This is a genomic window from Thiomicrospira microaerophila (assembly GCF_023278225.1).
In the GTDB taxonomy this organism is placed as follows: domain Bacteria; phylum Pseudomonadota; class Gammaproteobacteria; order Thiomicrospirales; family Thiomicrospiraceae; genus Thiomicrospira; species Thiomicrospira microaerophila_A.
In genome coordinates this window covers 1,851,230-1,874,925 of record NZ_CP070959.1, presented here as the reverse complement: position 1 = coordinate 1,874,925, position 23,696 = coordinate 1,851,230, and the positions used below count along the sequence as shown (strand labels likewise).

General features: G+C 42.8%; 18 protein-coding genes. 13 read left to right on the top strand and 5 right to left on the bottom strand.

Translation table 11 applies throughout. From position 1 onward, the window contains the following. Window positions 1-37 precede the first annotated feature (37 nt). Window positions 38-3,898: a DUF3683 domain-containing protein gene (locus JX580_RS09035; protein ID WP_248850219.1), complete on the top strand. Its 3,861-nt coding sequence runs from the start codon at window positions 38-40 to the stop codon at window positions 3,896-3,898. Window positions 3,899-3,977: 79 nt separating this feature from the next. On the opposite strand, the gene JX580_RS09030 is transcribed toward JX580_RS09035, so the two are convergent. The 5 genes from JX580_RS09030 to orn all read right to left on the bottom strand — a co-directional run bounded on the left by JX580_RS09030 (window position 3,978) and on the right by orn (window position 8,347). Continuing rightward, complete coding sequence (locus JX580_RS09030; RefSeq protein ID WP_248850218.1) at window positions 3,978-4,229, bottom strand: (2Fe-2S)-binding protein; 252 nt, start codon at window positions 4,227-4,229, stop codon at window positions 3,978-3,980. A 68-nt stretch (window positions 4,230-4,297) separates the two neighbouring features. Continuing rightward, complete coding sequence (gene ilvC, locus JX580_RS09025) at window positions 4,298-5,314, bottom strand: ketol-acid reductoisomerase (protein WP_248850217.1); 1,017 nt, start codon at window positions 5,312-5,314, stop codon at window positions 4,298-4,300. Between the two features lie 109 nt (window positions 5,315-5,423). Next, window positions 5,424-5,915, bottom strand: a complete 492-nt coding sequence (gene ilvN, locus JX580_RS09020; RefSeq protein WP_248850216.1) for an acetolactate synthase small subunit — start codon at window positions 5,913-5,915, stop codon at window positions 5,424-5,426. Between the two features lie 2 nt (window positions 5,916-5,917). Beyond that, window positions 5,918-7,615, bottom strand: a complete 1,698-nt coding sequence (locus JX580_RS09015) for an acetolactate synthase 3 large subunit (protein WP_248850215.1) — start codon at window positions 7,613-7,615, stop codon at window positions 5,918-5,920. Between the two features lie 189 nt (window positions 7,616-7,804). Next, on the bottom strand, window positions 7,805-8,347 hold the full coding sequence (gene orn / locus JX580_RS09010) for an oligoribonuclease (RefSeq protein WP_248850214.1): 543 nt from the start codon (window positions 8,345-8,347) through the stop codon (window positions 7,805-7,807). 79 nt (window positions 8,348-8,426) lie between these two features. Here orn and JX580_RS09005 point away from each other — a divergent pair, with 79 nt between their 5' ends. From JX580_RS09005 to JX580_RS08950, 12 genes are all read left to right on the top strand, one after another. Beyond that, window positions 8,427-9,689 carry a M48 family metallopeptidase gene (locus JX580_RS09005; protein ID WP_248850213.1) on the top strand — a complete coding sequence of 421 codons (1,263 nt, stop codon included), beginning with the start codon at window positions 8,427-8,429 and terminating at the stop codon, window positions 9,687-9,689. Beyond that, window positions 9,689-10,030, top strand: a complete 342-nt coding sequence (locus JX580_RS09000) for a 4a-hydroxytetrahydrobiopterin dehydratase (protein ID WP_248850212.1) — start codon at window positions 9,689-9,691, stop codon at window positions 10,028-10,030. Before JX580_RS09005 ends, JX580_RS09000 begins: the two co-directional genes overlap by 1 nt. Before the next feature lie 26 nt (window positions 10,031-10,056). Continuing rightward, entirely contained in the window at window positions 10,057-13,254 is a 3,198-nt protein-coding gene (locus JX580_RS08995; RefSeq protein WP_248850211.1) for a helicase-related protein, read from the top strand. Beyond that, window positions 13,254-14,039: a DUF4391 domain-containing protein gene (locus tag JX580_RS08990; RefSeq protein ID WP_248850210.1), complete on the top strand. Its 786-nt coding sequence runs from the start codon at window positions 13,254-13,256 to the stop codon at window positions 14,037-14,039. Before JX580_RS08995 ends, JX580_RS08990 begins: the two co-directional genes overlap by 1 nt. A 99-nt stretch (window positions 14,040-14,138) precedes the next feature. Next, a complete protein-coding gene (locus JX580_RS08985) occupies window positions 14,139-15,245 on the top strand; it encodes a Fic family protein (RefSeq protein WP_248850209.1) in 1,107 nt (368 codons plus the stop codon). A 309-nt stretch (window positions 15,246-15,554) separates the two neighbouring features. Beyond that, window positions 15,555-15,713, top strand: a complete 159-nt coding sequence (locus JX580_RS08980) for a hypothetical protein (RefSeq protein ID WP_248850208.1) — start codon at window positions 15,555-15,557, stop codon at window positions 15,711-15,713. Next, window positions 15,685-16,320: a Fic/DOC family protein gene (locus tag JX580_RS08975; RefSeq protein WP_248850207.1), complete on the top strand. Its 636-nt coding sequence runs from the start codon at window positions 15,685-15,687 to the stop codon at window positions 16,318-16,320. Before JX580_RS08980 ends, JX580_RS08975 begins: the two co-directional genes overlap by 29 nt. Beyond that, complete coding sequence (locus JX580_RS08970; RefSeq protein WP_248850206.1) at window positions 16,317-18,218, top strand: site-specific DNA-methyltransferase; 1,902 nt, start codon at window positions 16,317-16,319, stop codon at window positions 18,216-18,218. Before JX580_RS08975 ends, JX580_RS08970 begins: the two co-directional genes overlap by 4 nt. A gap of 11 nt (window positions 18,219-18,229) precedes the next feature. Continuing rightward, the gene (locus JX580_RS08965; RefSeq protein WP_248850205.1) at window positions 18,230-18,418 is read left to right on the top strand and encodes a FeoB-associated Cys-rich membrane protein; all 189 of its coding nucleotides are present in this window, start codon (window positions 18,230-18,232) and stop codon (window positions 18,416-18,418) included. Continuing rightward, the gene (locus JX580_RS08960; RefSeq protein WP_248850204.1) at window positions 18,418-21,591 is read left to right on the top strand and encodes a hypothetical protein; all 3,174 of its coding nucleotides are present in this window, start codon (window positions 18,418-18,420) and stop codon (window positions 21,589-21,591) included. Before JX580_RS08965 ends, JX580_RS08960 begins: the two co-directional genes overlap by 1 nt. Before the next feature lie 62 nt (window positions 21,592-21,653). Further along, window positions 21,654-22,664 (top strand): Fic family protein, encoded by a 1,011-nt coding sequence (locus JX580_RS08955; RefSeq protein WP_248850203.1) that lies wholly within the window; start codon window positions 21,654-21,656, stop codon window positions 22,662-22,664. 3 nt (window positions 22,665-22,667) lie between these two features. After that, complete coding sequence (locus tag JX580_RS08950; RefSeq protein WP_248850202.1) at window positions 22,668-23,690, top strand: virulence RhuM family protein; 1,023 nt, start codon at window positions 22,668-22,670, stop codon at window positions 23,688-23,690. Window positions 23,691-23,696 lie beyond the last annotated feature (6 nt).

Genomic DNA, 23,696 nt, shown 5'->3' with positions numbered 1-23,696 from the left:
CCTTAACTCTTAAGAAAAATTTGGTGAGCCAAAACCTATGAACACAAACAAGCGTATTCGTGAGATTCCTTATAACTATACTTCGTTTTCTGATCGTGAGATCGTAACGCGTTTTATAGGGGAATCGGGTTGGCAAACGGTTGAGCAACTCCGTGAAAGTCGCGGTACCGGTCGTTCAGCACAAATGCTGTTTGAGGTGTTGGGGGATATGTGGGTTGTCACGCGTAATCCCTATATTCAGGATGATCTATTAGAAAATGCCAAGCGCCGAAGCGCTTTAATTGAAGCATTGCATCACCGCTTGACGCAGGTTGAGTCGCGTCTAAATAACAATAAATTGGCAGAATCATTGTTGAATGCGGTTAAAGAGTCCGTGAAACAATTTGAGGCTTGGTTTCCGCAACAAATTTCATTGCGCCAAAAAGTCAGCAAGCGGTTAAAAAAGATTACTCGGATAGATAACGTTGATTTTGGCGGTTTAGCAAGGGTCTCTCATGCCACCGATGCGACCGACTGGCGGGTAGAGTTGCCGCTGGTGGTGATTAGCCCGGATACCGAACAAGAAACGGCGGATATTGTCGCAGCCTGTATTGAGTTGGGTCTGGTGATTATTCCGCGTGGTGGCGGAACGGGTTACACCGGTGGCGCGATTCCGTTAGAAGCCAATACCGCAGTCATCAATACCGAAAAACTTGAGTTTCTTAGCCTGGTTGAAAAGGTCGAGTTGCCGGGGGTAGGGGTTAAAGTGCCGACAGTGCGTACTGGTGCCGGTGTGGTCACTAAGCGAGTTACTGAATTAGCTGAACGTAATGGTTTGGTGTTTGCCGTTGACCCCACCTCACATGATGCCTCCACCATTGGTGGCAATATATCAATGAATGCCGGTGGTAAAAAAGCGGTGCTGTGGGGCACGACACTCGATAACCTCGCCTCTTGGAAAATGGTGATGCCGGATGCCAGTTGGATGGAGGTGGTGCGGGTTAATCATAACTTGGGCAAGTTGCAAGACCAAGCGACCGTCAGTTTTGAACTTCATCGCTACGAATCCGATGGTACAACTAAGCGAGGCGAGGTAGAACGTTTGGATATACCTGGCTTAGCTTTCCGTCAAGCAGGCCTGGGTAAGGATGTTACGGATAAGTTTTTAAGTGGTCTGCCGGGTGTGCAAAAAGAAGGTTGCGATGGCTTAATCACTTCAGCACGCTTTGTGTTGCATCGCATGCCTGAGCATATCCGCACCGTGTGTTTAGAGTTTTTTGGCACCGATTTGAGTTTGGCCGTGCCTGCGATTGTTGAAATCACCGACTTTATCGAAAGCAAAAAAGCCCAAGGCATTTTATTGGCTGGGCTTGAGCATTTAGACGAACGCTATGTGCGTGCGGTTAAATACAATACCAAAGCGAACCGTCGTGAGTTGCCGAAGATGATTTTGTTGGGTGATATTGCCGGTGATAATGGTTTTGAAGTGGCTAAAACCTGTCAGGAAATCGTTGAGCTGGCAAAAAAACGCAATGCAGAAGGTTTTGTTGCGGTTACTGCCGAAGCGCGCAAACGTTTCTGGTTAGACCGTTCACGCACCGCCGCAATTTCGGCCCATACCAATGCGTTCAAAATCAATGAAGACGTGGTGATTCCATTGCCGCGCTTGAATGAGTATAACGAGGGTATTGAGCGTATCAATATTGAAATGTCGCTGCAAAACAAGGTAGAGATTATTGATGCCTTGGAAGCTTATTTTAACGGCGAGATTAAAGAATATACCCTAGAAGATGATTTTGAGGACTCGCAGGGCGATCCGGCAGCCTATTTTAAAACCAAGGTTGATGCTACCTTGGCACACTTGTCGAATGTAAAGCGCAAGTGGCAAGCGTTTTATGACGGTTTGGACAAACCTGCGGAGCAGCTTTTAGACTTAATGGATGAGTCGGCACGCACCTTGATTCGTGACAATGAATCTTTGGTTAAACTGATTTTGCGTCGTGATCTAGTGGTGTCTTATCGTAAAGAAGTGTTGGAGTTTCTGCAACAAACCTTTATGGGACATGATTTTGAACCCATGATGAAACGTTTAAAAGAACTTCACTTTGAAACCCGAAACGCGCGTTTGTTTGTTGCGCTGCATATGCATGCCGGTGATGGCAATATTCATACCAATATACCAGTGCATTCGAATAATTACCGGATGATTCATCAAGCTGAAACCATTGTTGAGCGGGTAATGAAATTGGCGACCGAGTTGGGCGGCGTAATTTCCGGTGAGCACGGCATAGGGTTAACAAAAATTGAGTTTTTAGCACCGGAAAAAATCCAAGCCTTTGTGGAATATAAAAACAAGGTGGACCCTAACGGCCACTTTAACAAAGGCAAGTTGATGCCGGGATCAGGTTTGCATAATGCCTATACGCCGTCCTTGTCGTTGGTTAAGCAAGAAGCATTAATTCTTGAAGCCAGTGAATTAGATCAGCTCAATAATGATATTAAGGACTGCTTACGTTGCGGTAAATGTAAACCGGTGTGCCAGACGCATATTCCGCGCGCGAATTTGCTTTATTCACCACGCAATAAAATTCTAGCCACCGGTCAGGTGATAGAAGCATTCTTGTATGAAGAACAAACCCGCCGCGGGATTTCATTACATCATTTTGATGCGATGAATGATGTGGCTGATCATTGTACGACCTGTCATAAATGTGAAGCGCCCTGTCCGGTCGATATAGACTTTGGCGATGTGTCGATTAGGATGCGTAAGATTCTGACCGATATGGGCAAGAAAAAAGTCAGCTTGGGGACCAAGGCGGCTTTATTCTATTTGAATACCGGACAACCAGGCCTAGTAAAACTGCTTCGCACAACGATGATTGGTTGGGGTGCGCTGGGGCAGCGTATCGGGCATAAACTAGCTAAGATGACGGGATTGTTGGGAAAAAAAGACCAGCTACCGGCTAAATCGACCGGCAGCACACCGGTGACGCAGCAGGTCATTCATTTTGTACGTAAACCGTTGGATACCGGACCCAATCAACCGACCATGCGAGCCCTATTAGCGTTGGAAGATCGTACAATTGTACCAATTTTGCGTGATCCACAGAAAACCACCGAAGAGTCGGAAGCGGTGTTTTATTTCCCAGGCTGTGGTTCTGAGCGTTTGTTTAGTGACATCAGTTTAGCAACCCTAGCGATGCTGTATGAAACCGGCGCACAAACGATTCTGCCACCAGGTTACTTGTGTTGCGGTTATCCGCAAACTGCAGCGGGGCAGGCGGCCAAGGGAGCGCAAATTACCACTGAAAACCGAGCTTTATTTCATCGTGTAGCGAATACCCTGAACTATATGGACATTAAAACGGTGTTGGTGTCTTGTGGTACTTGTATGGATCAATTGTTGAAGTATGAGTTCGAGCAGATTTTCCCGGGTTGTCGTTTGTTAGATATTCACGAATATCTGATGGAGAAGGGCGTGAAAATGCCATCAACTAATGGGGTGCAGTATATGTACCACGCCCCTTGTCATGATCCGATGAAAAAATACGATTCTACCAAGGTAGCCTCTGAGTTGACCGGTATTAACGTACCATTAAATGATCGTTGTTGTAGCGAAGCCGGTACGCTTGCCACAGCTAGACCGGACATTGCTAACCAACTGCGCTTCCGTAAAGAGGAAGAGTTGAAAAAAGGCATTAAAGACTTAACCGGTGAAGAAAAGGCGGTGAATGGTAATGTGAAGTTGCTGACGTCTTGTCCGGCTTGTCAGCAGGGCTTGAACCGTTATCAGGATGAAACCGGTTTAAAAACCGACTATATTGTGGTTGAGTTAGCGAATAACCTGATCGGAAGTGAGTGGAAAAACGAATTTGTTGCTAAGGTCGAAAAAGAGGGTATAGAACGCGTGTTGCTCTAAATACAAAGGCTTTATGACTGTTTAGCCTTGGTTATTAAGGCGAATGTTTAGAAACCAGGCCTGGTTGTTGTTATGACAATCAGGCCTTATTTTTAACCAGTGCATTTAAAAGGTGTTTGATTTGTAGTTTGCAACAGCCTGTGCCATCGGAGGCAAATGTTTGTTGCTTTACCTTCTCCAGTTCATCTGCACCCTCTACAATGGCTTTAATCACGGTAATTTTAGCAACCGAGTTGCAAACACACAGGTTTTGTTCTAAATCACGTTTGAGGATTTCAGGCAGTTGTTCGATAGCCTGCGCTAGTTTTTTATCAACAGGTGTTTGATCCATAGTGTTTCGCCTAAATAAAAAACCCAGCCGAAGCTGGGTCTGGTAACAAAAAAGGGATAGGCTAGAACTTAGTTTTTAGCTTTATCTACAATCTTGTTAGCTTGAATCCAAGGCATCATAGAGCGTAATTGCTCACCAACAACTTCGATTGGGTGCTCGGCGTTAATACGACGCTTAGCGGTCATTTCCGGATAGTTGGTCATACCTTCTAGGATAAAGCGTTTCGCATACTCACCGTTTTGGATGTTGTATAGTGCTTCACGCATCGCCATACGGCTTTCTTCGTTAATAACCTGTGGGCCAGTAACATACTCACCGTACTCAGCATTGTTAGAAATGGAGTAGTTCATGTTGGCAATGCCGCCTTCGTACATCAAGTCAACAATCAGTTTTAACTCGTGTAAACACTCAAAGTAAGCCATTTCAGGGGCGTAACCCGCTTCAACCAAGGTTTCAAAGCCCATTTTAACCAATTCAACTGCACCACCACAAAGAACGGCTTGCTCACCGAACAGATCAGTTTCACACTCTTCACGGAAGGTCGTTTCGATAATACCGGTACGACCACCGCCTACACCTGAAGCATAAGAAAGCGCGATAGATTTTGCTTTACCTGATACGTCTTGGTGAACTGCGATAAGATCTGGAATACCGCCGCCTTTAACAAATTCTGAACGCACAGTGTGGCCTGGTGCTTTAGGTGCAATCATAATTACGTCAAGATCTGCACGAGGTACTACTTGGTTGTAAAGAATCGCAAAACCATGTGCAAAAGCTAATACCGCACCTTTTTTCAAATTAGGTTCGATTTCTTCTTTATAAAGAACAGATTGGAACTCGTCTGGTGTAAGGATCATAACTAGATCCGCACCCGCTACCGCGCTAGGCACGTCAGCCGTTTTTAGACCATAGCCTTCGGCTTTTTTAATGGAAGATGAACCTGGGCGTAAACCCACAGTAACGTCAACACCTGAATCTTGTAGGTTAGCTGCGTGCGCGTGACCCTGTGAACCAAAGCCGATAATCGCGACTTTCATGCCACGGATAATTGAAAGATCACAATCTTTATCGTAATAAACTTGCATGGAGTGTCCTTTGAAGTTTGAAAGGTTAAAAATAAATCGTTAAATAATTTATGGGATTATAACCCAGACCTGCAGTTTTTGCTAAAACAGGCCTGGTTGTCGCGTGATTTTATATCTGCAAACACTTTTCACCGCGCATAATCCCCATTGCGCCAGAACGCACGGTTTCAAGGATTAATGCCGGATCAATCGCAGCAATAAAGGCATCAAGCTTTTGGGTTTCGCCAATCATTTGTACCGTGTAGGTGGTCGCTGTCACATCGACAATCGTACCGCGGAAAATATCGGCCAAACGCACAAACTCTTCACGATAGTCACCCACCGCTGAGAGTTTGATGAGCATTAATTCACGCTCTATGTGCGCGCCCTCAGTTAGATCAACCACCTTGACCACATCAATTAAACGGTTAAGGTGTTTAACAATCTGTTCGATTTGATGTGCGTTTCCCAGGGTTACCAAGGTTAGACGAGACAAGGATTCGTCTTCGGTAGGGGCCACGGTTAGGGCTTGAATGTTGTAGCCACGAGCAGAAAAAAGCCCAGCGACGCGTGAAAGCGCACCGGATTCATTTTCGATTAACATTGAAATTATATGCTTCATGTTTACACCAATATCATTTCGTTTTGACCAGCACCGGCCGGAATCATCGGATAAACGTTTTCTTGCTGATCGGTAATAATGTCAATAAAGACAAACTTATCTTTCAGCGCAAACGCCTCTTCAAGCTGTTGCTTCATGGTCGCAGGGTTGTCAATACGCACACCCACATGGCCATAGGCTTCAGTCAACTTGACAAAATCCGGTAACGAATCCATATAGGACATAGAATAGCGGCGGTCATAAAAGAATTCTTGCCACTGGCGAACCATGCCCAAAAAGCCGTTGTTTAAGCACACCACCTTGACCGGCAAACCGTATTGCAAACAGGTAGAAAGCTCTTGGATATTCATTTGAATCGAGCCTTCACCAGTAATGCATAACACGGTCGCATCCGGAAACGCCATTTGAACCCCCATGGCCGCCGGTAAACCGAAGCCCATGGTACCCAAACCACCGGAGTTGATCCAGCGACGAGGTTTGTCAAAAGTATAATACTGGGCGGCAAACATTTGGTGTTGGCCTACATCCGATGTTACATAAGCATCACCGTTTGTTACTTCCCAAACGGCTTGAACTGCAGCTTGAGGTTTAATTTTGGTACCACTGGTATCAAATTTTAAGCAGTTCATCGAACGCCACTCTTCAATCTGCGACCACCAAGCTTGTGTTTGCTCAGCTTGTGGTTGGTGATCTAGTTTGTCGAGGTGGGCGTTCATTTCTTGCAATACTTGCTGAACAGGGCCAACAATCGGAATGTCCACCACCACGTTTTTAGAAATCGATGCCGGATCAATATCAACATGAATAATTTTAGCGGTCGGGCAGAATTTCTCAATATTACCCGTCACACGGTCATCAAAGCGTGAACCAATCGCAATCAGCACATCGCAATGGTGCATCGCGAGGTTGGCTTCGTAGGTACCGTGCATACCCAACATGCCAATGTTTTGTTTATCGCTGGCAGGAAATGCACCAAGCCCCATTAGCGTTTGTGTGATCGGAAAACCCAGTTTTCTGACCAATTTAGTCAGTTCCTCGGATCCGTCACCTAACACCACACCACCACCGGTGTAGAAAATCGGGCGTTCAGCTGACAGCATCATATCAACGGCTTTTCTAATTTGTCCGCTATGACCTTTAACAACAGGTAAGTAGGAGCGCAACGCAACTTCTTGTGGATATTCATAGTGGCTTGTGGCGTTTTGTACATCTTTGGGGATATCAATAACAACCGGGCCTGGTCGGCCGGTTGTGGCAATATAGAACGCTTTTTTGAGCGTTATCGCCAAATCTTTAACATCCTTGACCAAGAAATTGTGTTTGACTATCGGGCGTGTAATCCCCACGGTATCGACTTCCTGGAAGGCATCCAAACCAATTAGGCTGGTTGGCACTTGTCCAGTAATAACGATCATCGGGATAGAGTCCATATAGGCGGTGGCAATACCGGTTACGGTATTGGTGGCACCAGGCCCAGATGTGACCAGTACGACCCCTGGCTTACCTGTAGAGCGTGCATAACCGTCTGCAGCATGCACAGCGGCTTGTTCATGGCGCACAAGAATGTGTTGTAATTCTTTTGCGTCGGTATCAAGGGCGTCATAGATGGGCAGCGCAGCGCCACCTGGATAACCCCATATATGCTCTACCCCCTCATCTTCCAAAAAATGGATTAAGATTTGGGCACCAGTTAGTTCCACAATAATGGTCCTCCAGTTAAATAAACCCGCGATGCAGATAAAATGCAGCGGATTCGTTTGAAAAAATCGTGAAAAAGATTCTAATTATATAGAATTACTTTGGTTTTGAGAATAGCAAAGTGAGGTTCAACAACAAGTTATATTGTTTGCACCGACCGTTTGCTAATTCCTGAGTAGTTTACTAGGTTTTTATTGGTTAAACAAATGTTGTCGATAATGCTTGAGTTCGTCGATCGATTCTAAAATGTCATCCATCGCAAGGTGGCTGCCTTGCTTCTTGTGCGCTTGGTAAACATTCGGAGCCCAACGCTTGGCCAACTCCTTCAGCGTACTGACATCCAGGTTACGGTAGTGAAAAAAAGCCTCAAGTTTAGGCATTTCCTCAACCAAAAAACGCCGGTCTTGGCAAATACTGTTGCCGCACATGGGTGAGACACCTTTAGAAACATATTGGCTCAGAAAATCGAGCGTTTGCTGTTCCGCTTGCTCTAGGCTAATCTGGCTGTTACGAACGCGCTGGGTGAGTCCTGATTTTCCGTGGTGTTCAATGCACCAGTTATCCATCTTGTCGAGCTCAGATTCATCGACATGAATCGCTAAGGTCGGCCCTTGTGCCAATATATTCAATTGTGCATCGGTGACAACGGTCGCAATCTCAATGATTTTATGATGACGAGGCTCTAAACCGGTCATTTCAAGGTCAATCCAAATCAAATTAGTGTCAGATTTCATTTTGTTGCTCTTTTAAACTAGAATAACCGACTATATTAATAGGTTTAGCCCCGTTTTAAAACGAAATCAGGACGTTTTTATGAATATTATTAGTCTGTTATTTGTGTTTAGCTTAATGATCAGCTTGCTGGTAGAAGTTTGGTTGAATGTAAAAAACCAATTCCATATTTTACAACACCGTGAACAGGTGCCGACCGAGTTTGCCGAAGTGGTGAACCTTGACGCCCATCAAAAAGCCGCCGATTATTCGCGCACTAAGCTCCAGCTTGCGCGGTTTGTGTTGTTTTTTGATGCGGCGTTGATTTTGGTGATGACGCTGGGCGGTGGTTTTCAAGACATCTATAACATTTGGTTGGGTTTTAGCTTAGATCCGATTTGGCGCGATGTTGGTTTCTTGTTATCGACCTTTATGTTCTTGGCTTTGTTACATTTACCTTTTAGTATCATCAGCACCTTCCGTATTGAAGAAAAATTTGGGTTCAACAAAACCACACCGGCTAAATTTGTCAGCGATCTGGTTAAACAGTGGTTGCTGATGTTAGTGATCGGTTTGCCGTTGTTATGGGCGATTGTGATGATTATGAATAAATTTATTGACCAGGCCTGGTGGTTGTATGCCTGGGTTTTATGGATGAGTTTTAATCTGTTTTTACTTTGGGCTTATCCAAAATGGATTGCGCCTTTGTTTAATAAATTCACACCGCTAGAAGACGGTGAAATGAAGCAGCGGATTGAAGCGTTATTAGAGCGCACGGGTTTTGAGTCCAACGGTATTTTTGTGATGGATGGCTCATCGCGTTCCGGCCATGGCAATGCCTACTTTACTGGCATGGGAAAAAACAAACGGATTGTGTTTTTTGACACCCTGCTCGAAAAACTGTCGGTGGACGAAGTCGAAGCGGTATTAGCCCACGAGTTGGGGCATTTTAAACATGGACACATTAAAAAACGCCTGATTGAAGGCGCGGCCATGAGTTTTGTTGGCTTGGCCCTGCTGGGTTGGTTGGTGACCCTGCCGAGTTTTTACACGGGTTTAGGGGTTGAAACTGCTACCCCAGCGGCGGCTTTGTTATTGTTTATGACGGCGGTGCCGGTGATGTTTTTCTTTTTAGGGCCAGTGATGGCGTTTAAAAGTCGCAAACACGAGTTTGAAGCCGATACGTTTGCCGCCCAGCATGTTGGCGCACATCACTTAATCAGCGCCTTGCTAAAACTCTATCGTGATAACGCCGCGACCCTGACACCGGATCCAAGTTATTCAGCCTATTACGACAGCCATCCACCGGCGAAAATTCGCATTGACCATTTAAAAACCCTTGATGCTAACAAAGGAGCGCAATAATGAGTGATTTACCCAATCTATTAGACCAAAAATGCCAAGACATCCCCCCAGGCACCAAAGGTCTGGTGATTCCAACGATTGAAAGCTACCTCAATATGCTACCGGGTTGGGATGTCACACTGGATTATGCCAGCATCCACAAAACCTTTAGCTTTAAAAACTACCATCAAACGGTCTCGTTTGTAAATGCGGTGAGTTGGATTGCGCACAAAGAAGACCATCACCCGGAGATTTGCTTTGGCTACAACCAATGCAAAATCACCTTAAAAACCCACAGCATCAAAGGACTCAGCCAAAACGACGTGATCATGGCCGCGAAGATTAACGCACTGCTGGATTAGATAAATAAAAAACAAAGGCTAAGTCGATGACGCACAGAATTATTGACAATCAAACCACTGAAAAGTTAGCGCATTACTTAGCCGAACAACTGCAGCCCGATTCGCTAATTTCTCTCATTCTCAAATCCTTAAGTTTATCTGGTTTTGAAGCACTAAAAACGCAGTTGCAACAAACTAAAACCCGCTTGATACTCGCCACAAACAGCCAGCCACTCGCCCAAAGATTGGCTTGTGAGCCGGGTGAAGAAAGGCGGCTAAATCACCTTCAACAAAAAGAATTGGCTGCCGAGTTTTTAAGTTGGCTAGAGCGAAACCTAGAAGCAAAAGGCATTGATGAACATCGCGTGCCACAAAATTTGTATTTGATTCAATCTGAAAACCAGTCCGCGTTTGTTCAGGGTTCATCACCGCTTACGGCATCGGGTTTGGGGCTTATCCAAACTCAGCGGCTTGAAATGAATATGGGATCCGACGACCCCTTACAGGTTCAAGCGATTGAACGTTGGTTTAACCAGACCTGGCAAGACCCACAAGCGGTAACCGACTTGCAGCAAGCTTTGCAAAAGGCGGCCAAGCTTCTTGCACAAGACCAATCACCTGAAACCATTTATTTTTTAACCCTCTACCGTATTTTTAACGATCTACTCGATGAGATAGACGAAGAATCGATCGTCAAAACTAAAACAGGTTTTAAAGAAACCCTGGTTTGGAACAAACTATACAAGTTCCAAAAAGATGGGGTGCTGGGCGTCATTGATAAGTTAGAGCGGCACAACGGGTGTATTCTCGCCGACTCGGTGGGTTTAGGTAAAACCTTTGAAGCACTGGCGGTGATTAAATATTACGAACTGCGTAACGACCGCGTGTTAGTGTTGGCGCCTAAAAAGCTACGCGACAACTGGACGCTTTATACTCAGAACGACAAACGCAATCTCTTATCCGGCGACCGTTTTAGTTATGACGTGCTCAATCACACCGACTTAACCCGCGTTAAGGGGTATTCAGGTGACATCAATCTTGAAACCGTTAATTGGGGTAACTACGATTTGGTTGTGATTGACGAATCGCACAATTTCCGTAACGCCAGTACCTCCGACGAAAAACACACGCGTTACTCGAAGTTGATGGAGGACATTATCAGCTCCGGTGTTAAAACCAAGGTGCTGATGTTGTCTGCCACACCGGTTAATAACCGCCTGAATGACCTAAAAAATCAGATTGCTTTTGTTACTGAAGGCGATGATTACGCGCTGACTGATCATGGTATTAACAATATCAGCCAAACTCTTAAACGAGCGCAAACCAAGTTTAACGACTGGCTCAAAAATCCAGATGATTTACGCACCACCGATCAACTGCTCAACTCATTAAACTTTGACTATTTCAAAGTGCTGGATTTGCTCACCATTGCGCGTTCACGCAAGCACATCGAAAAATACTACAACCTCGAAGAAATAGGCCAATTTCCCACGCGACTCAAGCCGATTAATATCCAAGCGGATTTTGACACCCAAGCGGAGTTTCCATCGCTACGTGACATCAATAAAACCATTAGCCGCCTGAATTTAAGTACCTTTGCACCGCTTAAATACGTGGCACTCGATAAACGCAAACTTTACGAGCAAAAATACGACACCAAATTGAAAGGCAGTCAGTCGGTGTTTTCACAACTCGACCGTGAAAAAAGTCTGATTGGTTTAATTAAAGTCAACCTGCTCAAGCGCCTTGAAAGTTCGGTGCATTCGTTTCACCTTACGGCACAACGCTTATTAGCGGACGTCGAACGCACCATAAAAAAGCTTGAGCACCACGTGCAAGGTGAAGTGGAAGAGATGGATATTTTAGAAACCGACATGGATTCGCCGGAACTGGAAAGTCTAATGGTCGGTAAAAAGGTCAAGGTTCTGATTCAGGATATGGATCAAGCCCAATGGCTCTATGATCTCAAAGAAGACCAGTGTTACCTGACAGAAATCGTCAATATGGCCTCCAGCGTTAATGCCGAGCGTGACCAAAAACTGGCGTTACTCAAACAGCAAATTCAGCAAAAAATATCCCAGCCGCTCAATCCCGGCAACCGCAAGATTATTATCTTCACGGCCTTTGCCGACACCGCCCAATACCTTTACAAACACTTATCCGCTTGGGCGCTGGAAACCCAAGGTATTCACAGTGCCTTGATTGTCGGCTCCGGTGCCAATAAAACCACTCAGCCCAAATTGCGTGCCGAACTCAACGAACTGCTCACCGCCTTTTCACCGATTTCCAAAGAACGCGACAAAACCGGAATGCCAGAAGAAGCAGAGCTCGATTTACTGATTGCCACCGACTGTATTTCAGAAGGGCAGAACCTGCAAGACGGCGATTATTTAATCAACTACGACATCCACTGGAACCCGGTGCGCATTATTCAGCGCTTTGGGCGTATTGACCGCCTTGGTTCTAAAAACAGTCAAATCCAACTGGTCAACTTCTGGCCAAATATGGAACTCGATGAATACATTGATCTTGAAGCGCGGGTGTCAGGGCGCATGGTGTTACTCGATGTATCCGCTACCGGTGAAGAAAACATTATCGACGAAACCAACGCCGGGCGAATGCTCGATTTAGAATACCGCAAAAAACAACTCAAAGAACTGCAGGATACTGTATTGGATTTAGAAGACATTTCCGGTGGTTTGTCGATTACCGACCTGACGCTTAACGATTTTAAGATGGATTTATCCAACTACATGAAAACCCATCTCAACACCCTAGAACAAGCGCCAAACGGCTTGTATTCAGTGGTTAAACTCGATGAAGCTTTAAAAAATGCAGGCCTGCCACCGGGCGTGATTTTTTGTTTAAAATCCCTTGCATCGGAATTTAAATCGGAAGCCCAGCGTGCCAACGAACCCTATGCCTTATTCCCGTATTTTTTGGTGTATGTGACCGAACAACAAACCATCGCCTTGCCTTATACTCAAGCCAAAAAAACCTTAGACATTCTCAAGAAGCATAGCTTAGGCCGTGGGCACCCTGATAGCGTCTTGTTTCAACAACTCGGCAGCAGCACCCAATACCAAAGCCATTTAAAACAAGCCATCGCGCATATCCAAGGTAAAAAGGTCGAGGAGGGCATTAACAGCCTATTTAGTCGCGGTGGTACACAACTGGATGCGTTTAACGCTAATAGTGATTTTGAAGTCATCAGTTACCTGATTTTAGTGGACGGGAAAGTGTGATGTTAATCGAAGCGCTTCAGTTACCACCGGCACTGCGGATCAACCAAAAGCTCACCAAAAAGAGTTTTTACGACAACGGACAACTAAGCGCCAGTGCGCAAAAGTTATTGCAAGAACAGGTCGAATCCATCAGCTTGCAAGCGCATCTTCAGCCGGACAACAGTAATATCGCCGCCTATAAAACGGCGCAACATGAATATCTTGAAATCTTTGTTATTCAACTCACGATGAAAGACAACCAGGCCTGGTTAAACCTGAAATCCGCGCAACTCAAAAGCTTGCATGAAACGGTTCACAAGGCCATAGCCTATCCGCTATTCCTTGAAATCAAATCAGGCGAGCAGGTGCAATGGTCGTTGGCAGAAAAATTCGTCCATCAAGCCGACAGCGAACACGATAAATTGATTCTCAACGAACTGCTACAAACCGAATGGCTCGACACGACTCGAATAACCAGGCCTGCTGAACTCCAGAAAGCGTTAATTCACCGTTTAGCCTTTACCAACCAGAATCAACAAAACCTCTACACCCTTTACCAAAGCTGGTATAAAGCCCTCACCGGCTATGCGCTGGCGCACCAAGCCGGTTTAACCGACTTGCCGAGCACAGAATCCAGCCTTGAAACACAACGCGCCAAGCTCAAGCAGATTCAACAACTTAAAAAAGACATCAACGACCTGAAAAACCAGCTCAAAACCTGCCATCAGTTTAATGAGAAAGTGGAACTGAATATCCGCCTGCAAAACTTAACCAAACAACTAAACGACCTCATAAGCGGTGAATGAAGTGAAGATGAATGCTATAATAAACTACAACAATACCCCACCCGCTACCCATAAGAACAGCGCCCTGCGTGGGGTTTTTAGTTTTTGGAGGAAAGAAGATTGACAGCACGAATCGAAAATGAACTGACAGGTTATATTCCTCCAACCTTACCGCTACGACAGGATTTAGAAACTAAGTCGGTGCTCAAAAAAGCGATCTTAGCGAATACCGCGATCGCTAAGCTCAATGGGGTAGCGGCACGCATTCCTAATCAAGCGGTATTGATCAATTCATTAGTGTTGCAAGAAGCCAAAGATTCCAGTGAGATCGAAAACATCATTACCACCCATGATGATCTCTATCGCTCTACGATCGATGCCAGTGATTTATCGCAAGCGGTAAAAGAAGTCCGTCATTATGGCGAAGCCCTCCGTAAAGGATTTGAGTTAGTTTCTAAAAACAAATTGCTACTGGTTAAAGACATTGTGCAAATCCAGTCTATTTTAGAAAAAAACGATGCCGGCATTCGCAAACAAGGCGGCACAAAACTTAAAAACGACCAAACGGGTGAAGTTATTTTCACGCCACCGCAACAGGAAAACGACATACGCAATGCTTTAAGCAATTTAGAACAATACATCAATAATCCAGAATTAGACGACATTGACCCTTTAATCAAAATGGCGGTCATCCACCATCAATTTGAAACCATTCACCCGTTTTACGATGGCAACGGGCGCACAGGTCGTATTCTGAATATCCTGTACCTTGTATTATCAGATTTGCTTGAATTGCCGATTTTATACCTCAGCCGTTTTATTACCACACACAAAGCTGATTACTACCGCTTACTGCAAAACGTGCGCACGGAACAAACTTGGGAAGAATGGGTGTTGTTTATGCTTGAAGGGATTGAGCAAACTGCCAACCAAACCATTCAACTGATTCATAAGATAGATGAGTTGATGCAACACACGGGGCAGCGTATCCAAGAACAAGACGCAAAGCTCTACTCAAAGGACGTATTGGAAGTGTTATTTGTACACCCTTATACCAAAATTGAATTTACTGAACAATCGTTGAACATTTCTCGTAAAACTGCTTCAACCTACCTTAATAAATTGGTTGAAATGAAAATCTTGCACCCTGTCAAAATGGGTACAAGTAAATACTTTATTAACACTCAGTTTTATCAAATCTTAAGTGGTGAAATGTCTTGTGAGTAAAAAACAATAAAAATTAACCATAAGCACGACTATATGAGTAAAAAACTCAAAAATTTACTCATAAAAAACTGTAAGCAAGTAAAAAACAGAAGAATTGACGCAATAGAAATCACAAAGGCTGATTAATATGGGAAGTGACCTGCTTTGCTATTCAAATACAACAATCGGTATTCAAAAACATCCCTTGGACGCTTATCACCAAGCAGGAACCTTTGGTCAATATTGTACAGCGATTTCCGAATCAGTTAAAATAGTTGAAAAGAGCTTGTGCAGGGTTAGGTTATTTGAAATAGAAAAAGGAACAGCGCAATGGAAATTACCGCAGAACTTAAAGCCAAGTTGCAAAAAGCCGTTTCTGTCTCTATGCAGATTGAAGGCTATTCTGGACAAACCACAGAAAAACTCCGTCAGCAAGTTAAAGAGTTAATGGAGTCTCGAGGTGTCAAAGTATCAATTTCAGCAAGGTAATATCTACCAAGAAGGCACAAACCTTCCTACCAATAAATTTAATATTACTGATGAAAACCTTCTCACCGCATTCGAAAATGAACTGATCGAAACCGCAACAGAACAATACGCGGCCGCCATTCTTCCTACAACAGAATTTACCTTAGCATTTTTTATTGCGATTCATCGCAGCACCTTTGAAATTTTATATGACTGGGCGGGCGTCATTCGCACCCACGATATGACCAAAGGCGGCAGTCGTTTTTGCCAAGCCGCTTACTTGCCCAAAGAGTTAGATAAACTCTTTCAAAAGCTCAAACAAGAAAACTACCTCAAAGACGCCGCTCAAAGTTCTAAAGAAGTTTTTGCCGAACGCTTGGCCTACTATCAATGCGAGTTGATTGCTTTGCATCCGTTTTATGAAATCAATGGTCGCGTGACACGTTTGTTTTTTGATTTGATGGCCATCGCCAATGGTTACGACCCCATAGACTACGAAGCAACGCTGGCCACCAATGAAAAGCCTAATCTTTATATTCAAGCTTCCATCGACTGCGTACAATTGGCCGATACCCGCAAATTACAAAACATCATTTTGAACGGACTTCAAAAAAGAGAAACGCTATGACCCAACAAACCGACTTTAACCAAATCCAAGCCGAAAGCCTTAACCTGACCGAACACCATATCGAACAGCTCAAGCAACTGTTCCCCAATGTGTTTACGGAGGGAAAAATCGACTTTGATGCGCTGAAATCCGAGCTGGGTGAGGTTGTTGAAACCGAGTCAGAGCGTTATCAATTCACCTGGGCGGGCAAAGAACAAGCCAAACGCATTGCCACCACGCCCAGCCTTGGCACTTTGCGCCCCGCACCGGATGAGTCGGTGAATTGGGACAGCACCGAAAACCTCTATATTGAAGGCGATAACCTCGAAGTCTTAAAGCTGCTGCAAAAGTCCTATGGCCCCAAGCCAGGCAGTAACGGCGGCAAAGTCAAAATGATTTATATCGACCCGCCATACAACACTGGGGAGGACTTTGTCTATGAGGATGACTTTAAAGACAACCTGGCCAATTATCAGCGTTTGACCGGGCAAAAGGACGAAGAAGGCAATCCGCTCACTACCAATTCCGAATCCGCCGGACGTTATCACTCCAACTGGCTTAATATGATGTACCCCCGCTTAAAACTCGCTAGAAACTTACTTAGAGAAGATGGAGTGATTTTTATCTCCATTGATGACAATGAAGTCCATAATCTTAGAAAGATTGCAGACGAAATTTTTGGGGAGGATAACTTTGTATGCAACTTTGCTTGGGAGAAAAGAACAAACAGGGAAAATAGAAAAATCATCTCTTATAGACATGAATCCATACTTGCATACGTTAAAAGTAGGTCAAAAAAATCTGAAGCAATTTCTCAGCTGCCTATGGATGAAAAAGCCCTTTCAAATTATAAAAATCCAGATAATGACCCAAGAGGGCTGTGGAAATCTGATCCAGCAACGGCTCAGGCTGGGCACGGAACCAAAAGCCAGTTTTATGTATATACTGCTCCAAATGGAAAAGAGCATCAATTACCAAGCGGACGTTGTTGGTTATACACCAAAGAAGTGTTTGACGAAATGGCTTCCGAAGGTCGGATTTGGTTTGGAAAGGATGGCAATGGAGTACCTCGTGTAAAAACATACCTTCATGCAAAAGAAAGAGGTTTGACGCCAGAAAGCATATGGTTTGCAAAAGATGCATTTACAACTGAAAAGTCAAAAAATGCAATTAAAGAGTTGTTTGATGATGTTGCTGTATTTGAAACGCCCAAACCTACTGAACTGTTAAAAATTGCCCTAAAAATTAGTGCTTCCGAAGGAATTATCTTAGATTTCTTCTCAGGTTCAGCGACCACCGCTCATGCTGTGATGCAGCTTAATGCCGAAGATGGTGGTAACCGTAAATTTATTCTGGTGCAAATCCCAGAGCCCACACCTGAAAACTCCGAAGCCCGTAAAGCCGGTTACACCACCATCGCCGAAATCGGCAAAGAACGCATTCGCCGTGCCGCTAAAAAAATCAAAGTTGAACACCCTGACACCCAAGCCGACCTCGGCTTTAAAGTCCTCAAACTCGACACCTCTAATATCAAAAAATGGAACCCCAATATCGACACCCTCGAAACCGACCTACTCGATGCCGTGGACAATATCCTGCCCGACCGCACCGCCGAAGACCTGCTCTACGAAGTGCTAATAAAATACGGCTTGCCACTTACGCTACCGATTAAAAAAACCGACATCAACAGCAATGGTCAAACCTACCAGGCCTGGTCGGTTGCCCACAACTCACTGGTCGCCTGCTTTGACGAAAACATCACTCTAGAGACCGTCCAAGCCATCGCCGACCTAAGCACACCAGAAAACTCAGTGCTAAGAGTCGTCTTCAGAGACACCAGTTTCACCGACGACATCACCAAAACCTACGCCATCCAACGCTTAAAACAGGTTGGCATTGAAGATGTATTGAGTATTTAAGGAGATTAGAAATGTCTTTATCAGATTTTGGAAGCTGGGCAAGTATCTTTGGTTTAGTTATTGCACTAATTGCATTTTTTGTAGGATACAAGATAGTACGAAATTTCAAAAACACTACTAAACAAGAAAATAAGTTATTTTCCCTCTATAACAGCGGCAAAATTTCTCAGAAAAACAACCATAGTCAAAAGAAAGAATAATGAATGCTATGTTCAATAAACTAACGAGCTGGATAAACCTTGGCACTATAAACCAAGAAAATATTATTCTGCCAACAACAGTAAAAACTCTAATTTCCACAATTAGAAGTAATTTTTTTGATGGTGAAATTCAAAGCGCCATTGATGCATTGAAAGACGCAAAAGAAGAACATCAACAAAACATAGGGGCAAAATATCATTTATTGGTATTAGAGGCAGAAATAAAATTTCAACTTAAAAATTTTGAGAAAGTTTCTGAATTATTGGATTACATAGATAATCATTTTCAAGAGTGTTTAGACGGAAAGTTTTTTGAAATGAAAGCAAGCTTGCTATCGTTACAAGGGAATAGAAAAGAATTTAATTTAAGTATTGTAAGAATAAAAAATGAGTTTGCTGATACTGAAATTGAAGATGAATATTTTGAGATATTATTCAACTTAAACTCTGGAAACTATCAAAAAGCCAAGACCTTATTTGAACATTCATACCAAGACGTTTCTACTGATAAAAATGGCCAGCTCAGTAAAAAAACCTGTCACCTCGGGGCACTAATTTATCAAAATCTATATAACCAGAAGAGAGACGATGAGCATTTTGAGATGGCTAAGAAATATTTTGACTGTCTCGGCAATGAAGAATTAAACTTTTTCGAACAATTTGAGAAAGCTAAATTTCATTCATTTAGAGAAGTGGATTGTTACTTAAATCACTTTAAACCACTTAATGAAAGCTTCTCTTCAACCCTAGTTTATTTCAATAAAATCCTAAAAGGATTATCTTATTTTGAACATGACTATCGGAATATTATTATCAACCATTATCTTCATTGTTTATTTTTTACTGATATTGAAGCTTTTTTTAACGAGTACCCAAAATATCGAAGCGATGAAATAGACATTGTTAACTTTGTGCATTTTCACTTCAATCCCAACCAGGAAAAACTAGAAAATACCGTTATTCAAAATCGGCTCATTGAGCAAAATGAACCCGAATTATTAATCCAATATTTAGATAGAACTTCACAAACAGACCCTAATATAGTCAGAGATTTTTTGGAGTCAAATAAATCCTTTTTGGAAGATCCCAAGGCATTTAATATTTATACAAATACACTGCTCAATAATAATTTTGCTAACCTAGAAGATGTTTATAAAGAAGCAGAACAAAGGAAGGGAATTTCTGAGATTGATTATTTGACATTCCTTGAAATTGAACACCGAAAAAACTCATCGTTATCCAAAAAACAAATAAAGAAAATCATTACGATTCAGAAGAGTGCAGCTCAAAAACAGTTAGTTTCTGACATCTCACTAAACCTTCTTGCTTTAAACAATCAGTCAAAAGAATATTTAAGTATTGGTAGTGAGCTAAAAGGCAATACATTCATTTTGGAAAAGATATTACAGATTTGCCTTGAAGACAAAGAGCTCTTGTTCTCAGACTTTGAAAAGTTTATTTCACAGTCGTTCCCCTCTATAAATCATATTTTGGTAGGCAACATATACCTTAAATTTGGAAAATTGAGCAAAGCTTACAATCAATTTTCCATTGCTTGGCAAAGTGAAAGTTCGCAAACCAATTTCAAGTTAAACATTGCAAGTAATACCTTATATCAATGCAGTCTAAGATATTTTTTAATCAATAATGAACAAAACAGCAGCCGAATAAATGTTCAGCAAGACTCTTTATTTAGAGCCTTCTTGGAAGAGCACTATGACAAATTAACTATTAGACAAATAGTAGAAATGTCATTTTTTATGATTGTAGTTGAGAAATCCTTCAACGAAGGTTTCAAATATATAAACAAGAAATTATTATCAGCCCCAATATCTGAAGTTGATGACGATACAAAGCATATTTTGGTTTCCATTTATTTCTATACGATTATCAATAAAATAAACATTGGAATCGACACCCCATCGAATATAGTTTTAAAAAAGGAAGATCAGTTTTTTTTAAGCCTTAATCAATATGATCAAATAGATGAAAGCTTCAGTATCGAATTGTTACCAAGAGAAGAGTTTGAGCTTGAAATACTTGGTGATGAATATGAAACAAACTCATTATTCCACCAAATATGTAATTTATTTATATACGAGATGCAAAGTGATTACTTTATTAGATTAGATGTATCTAAATCAGACCCTATTGCAGATATTAAACCCCTTCTAATTCAACAAGCTAAAAGTCAAGCTAATAAGCTTGATATCTACAATTCTGGTGGCAATATTTCATTTCATCAACTCGTTGGTGAGTATAAAAAATATTTTGGCCTAATTCCGCACATATTGGAAAATCCGAACACAAGCTTTGACGCAGGAAAATGTCGAATAGTGAGTAATAAAAACAAAATCATTACTCTTAGTTCAATAATCTTTTTAGATCATATTGATGAGTTAGATAATGTTTTGACTAGAAACGATGTCTATATTCAACAAACAACAATTGATTGGCTATCTTCATTTATCAAAGAATTGAGCGTTACTGATGAAATAATGACGATGTTTAGTGATGGAGAATCAATTTTTCGTGAAATCCACACAAAATCAGATATTGAAGAAAATAAAATAAGACTTCTATCTTTAGCTAGAAAGGTCCGTAAGTCATTCCAAAGTAGAATAATTGATGACAGAGAAGAAGTTTTGGAGTTTTCTGAATCTTTTGAAATGTTTGTTCCTTTAATGGGCATTTTAGAATACAGGGCTCTCTCTTATGCATATAACAATGACTTTCAAGTTATATCCGAAGACAGAATATTTGAGATAATCACTGAATCTACAAATTTAGCTCCAACACTATCGAGTAACTCACTTGCCCTGATCGATGTTAAGAAAAAATTTGAAGACAACGAAATTGAATTCTACGAATCTCTTCATCAAAAAGGGTATCGAGACCTGTTTGACCAAGTCAATGTCAGATTTTTCATATCAAAACTAGTTGTGGCGAGCCCAAATTTAGAAACCACAATACAGAATAGTAAGATTCTGAGATTCATTCTTAATATTGCTCAAAACTATCATTTGTTAGGGTTTCTGGTCAACTACTATGAAAATAATTACAAGTTTATTGCACCGATGATTGCTCCACCTGAAAGAGACTTTATTGCTGTGAACATCGAAGACATATTTAAATTTTTAGAATCTGGAAATCATAATGAAACTCCAATTTAACCAAAATCTACTGTATCAAATCCCACTCGGAAAGGCCTTTTTCGGGAGTTTGAAGCATTAATATGACCTACCAGCTGCCATTCACCCTTACTGCGAAAACGCTCAATTTAATCGCTTCGATTAGTGAGCGGGTGGGGCGTTTGTCGGCTTTGACGGAACAGGCTCAGGCATTGCGTTTGCGGCGGGTGAACCAAATCCGCACTATTCAAGGTTCTTTGGCGATTGAAGGCAATAGCTTATCGGTTGAGCAGATTACGGCGGTTTTAGAAGGAAAGCCTGTGATTGCGCCTCCCAAAGAAGTGCAAGAAGTCAAAAACGCCTTAGCGGTGTACGAGCGGTTTAATAATTGGAATCCGTTAAATGAAACCGACTTGTTGGACGCGCACCGAATTTTGATGTTGGGCTTAGTCGATCAGTTGGGTGCTTATCGTTCCGGTGGTGTCGCTGTGATGAGCGGTTTACAGGTGGTTCACATGGCATCACCAGTGAATCAAGTGCCGCGTTTAATCATTGATTTGTTTGGCTGGTTAAAAAACACCGACCATCATCCGTTGATTGCCAGTGCGGTGTTTCATTATGAGTTTGAGTTTATTCATCCGTTTGCCGATGGCAATGGGCGCATGGGGCGTTTGTGGCAGAGTTTGATTTTGGCGAAGTGGAATCCGTTGTTCGCCAATTTGCCGATTGAAAGTTTGGTGTATGCGCATCAAGCGGATTATTATCAGGCGATTGGTCAAAGCACCGCTAAAACCGATTGTGCGCCGTTTGTTGAGTTCATCTTGTCAATTATTCAGCAAACTTTGCGCGAGCAATTAACCACCACCCCGCAAGTTACCCAGCAAGATACCCCGCAAGCTGTGCAGGCTATTTTGCAGCAACAACCAGGTCTGGTAGCCTATTGTCAAACCCCAAGAGCACGCGCCGAATTACAAGCGTTTTGCGGCTTAAAAGACCGCGAACATTTTAGAAAAAACTTGTTGAAACCTTTATTAGAAGCCGGTTGGTTACAGATGACTTTGCCGGACAAACCCAATAGCCCCAAACAGCAGTATTTTTGTGCAAAAGGAGTGTAATCGGTGACGGATAAAACGAACTCGGCGATGATTCGATCTTCTGCTGCCGAGTATTTAACTTTTGTGGCGGCGAATGCTGAGCAGGGCGTTGAAACCCTGTATGCCGATGAAACGATTTGGATGTCGCAAAAAATGATGGCGGCGCTGTATGGAGTTGAAACGCATACCGTTAATTTTCATCTGAAAAAAGTGTTTGAGGATAGTGAGCTTGAAGAAGATGCAGTTATTCGAAAATTTCGAATAACTGCCGCAGACGGTAAAAACTACAACACCCAGCATTACAATCTATCGGCGATTATCGCGGTGGGTTATAAGGTGAACTCCGAACAGGCGGTGCAGTTTCGCAAATGGGCGACCTCGATTATTCAAGAGTTCACCATTAAAGCCTATGTGATGGATGATGAGCGTTTAAAAAATGACGGCTCAGTTTTAACCAAGCGTTATTTTGAAGAGCAGTTACAACGTGTTCGTGAAATACGTTTGTCTGAACGCAAGTTTTACCAAAAAATTACCGATATTTATGCCACGTCGATTGATTATGATGTGACTGCACAAGCGACTAAGCGGTTTTTTGCAACGGTGCAAAACAAATTGCATTGGGCGATTCACGGCCATACCGCCGCCGAGGTGATTGTGGAGCGGGCGAATCACCAACAACCGAATATGGGGCTGACATCGTGGAAGGATGCACCGGATGGCAAAATCCAGAAGTTTGATGTATCGGTGGCGAAAAACTATTTAACCGCAGAGGAAATGGCGCAGTTGCAACGCTTGGTTTCGGCGTATTTAGACTTGGCAGAAGATATGGCGTTGCGCAAAATTCCGATGACAATGGCTGATTGGGAAACACGGTTGAATAAGTTTATTGACGCAACGGATCGAGCCATTCTTCAGGATGCCGGAAAAGTCACGGCTGAAATTGCTAAAGCGCACGCCGAAAGCGAGTTTGAAAAATACCGTGTCATTCAAGATCGTTTGTATGAATCGGATTTTGATAAATCCATAAAAATCCTTATTGAAAAGTAATCGACT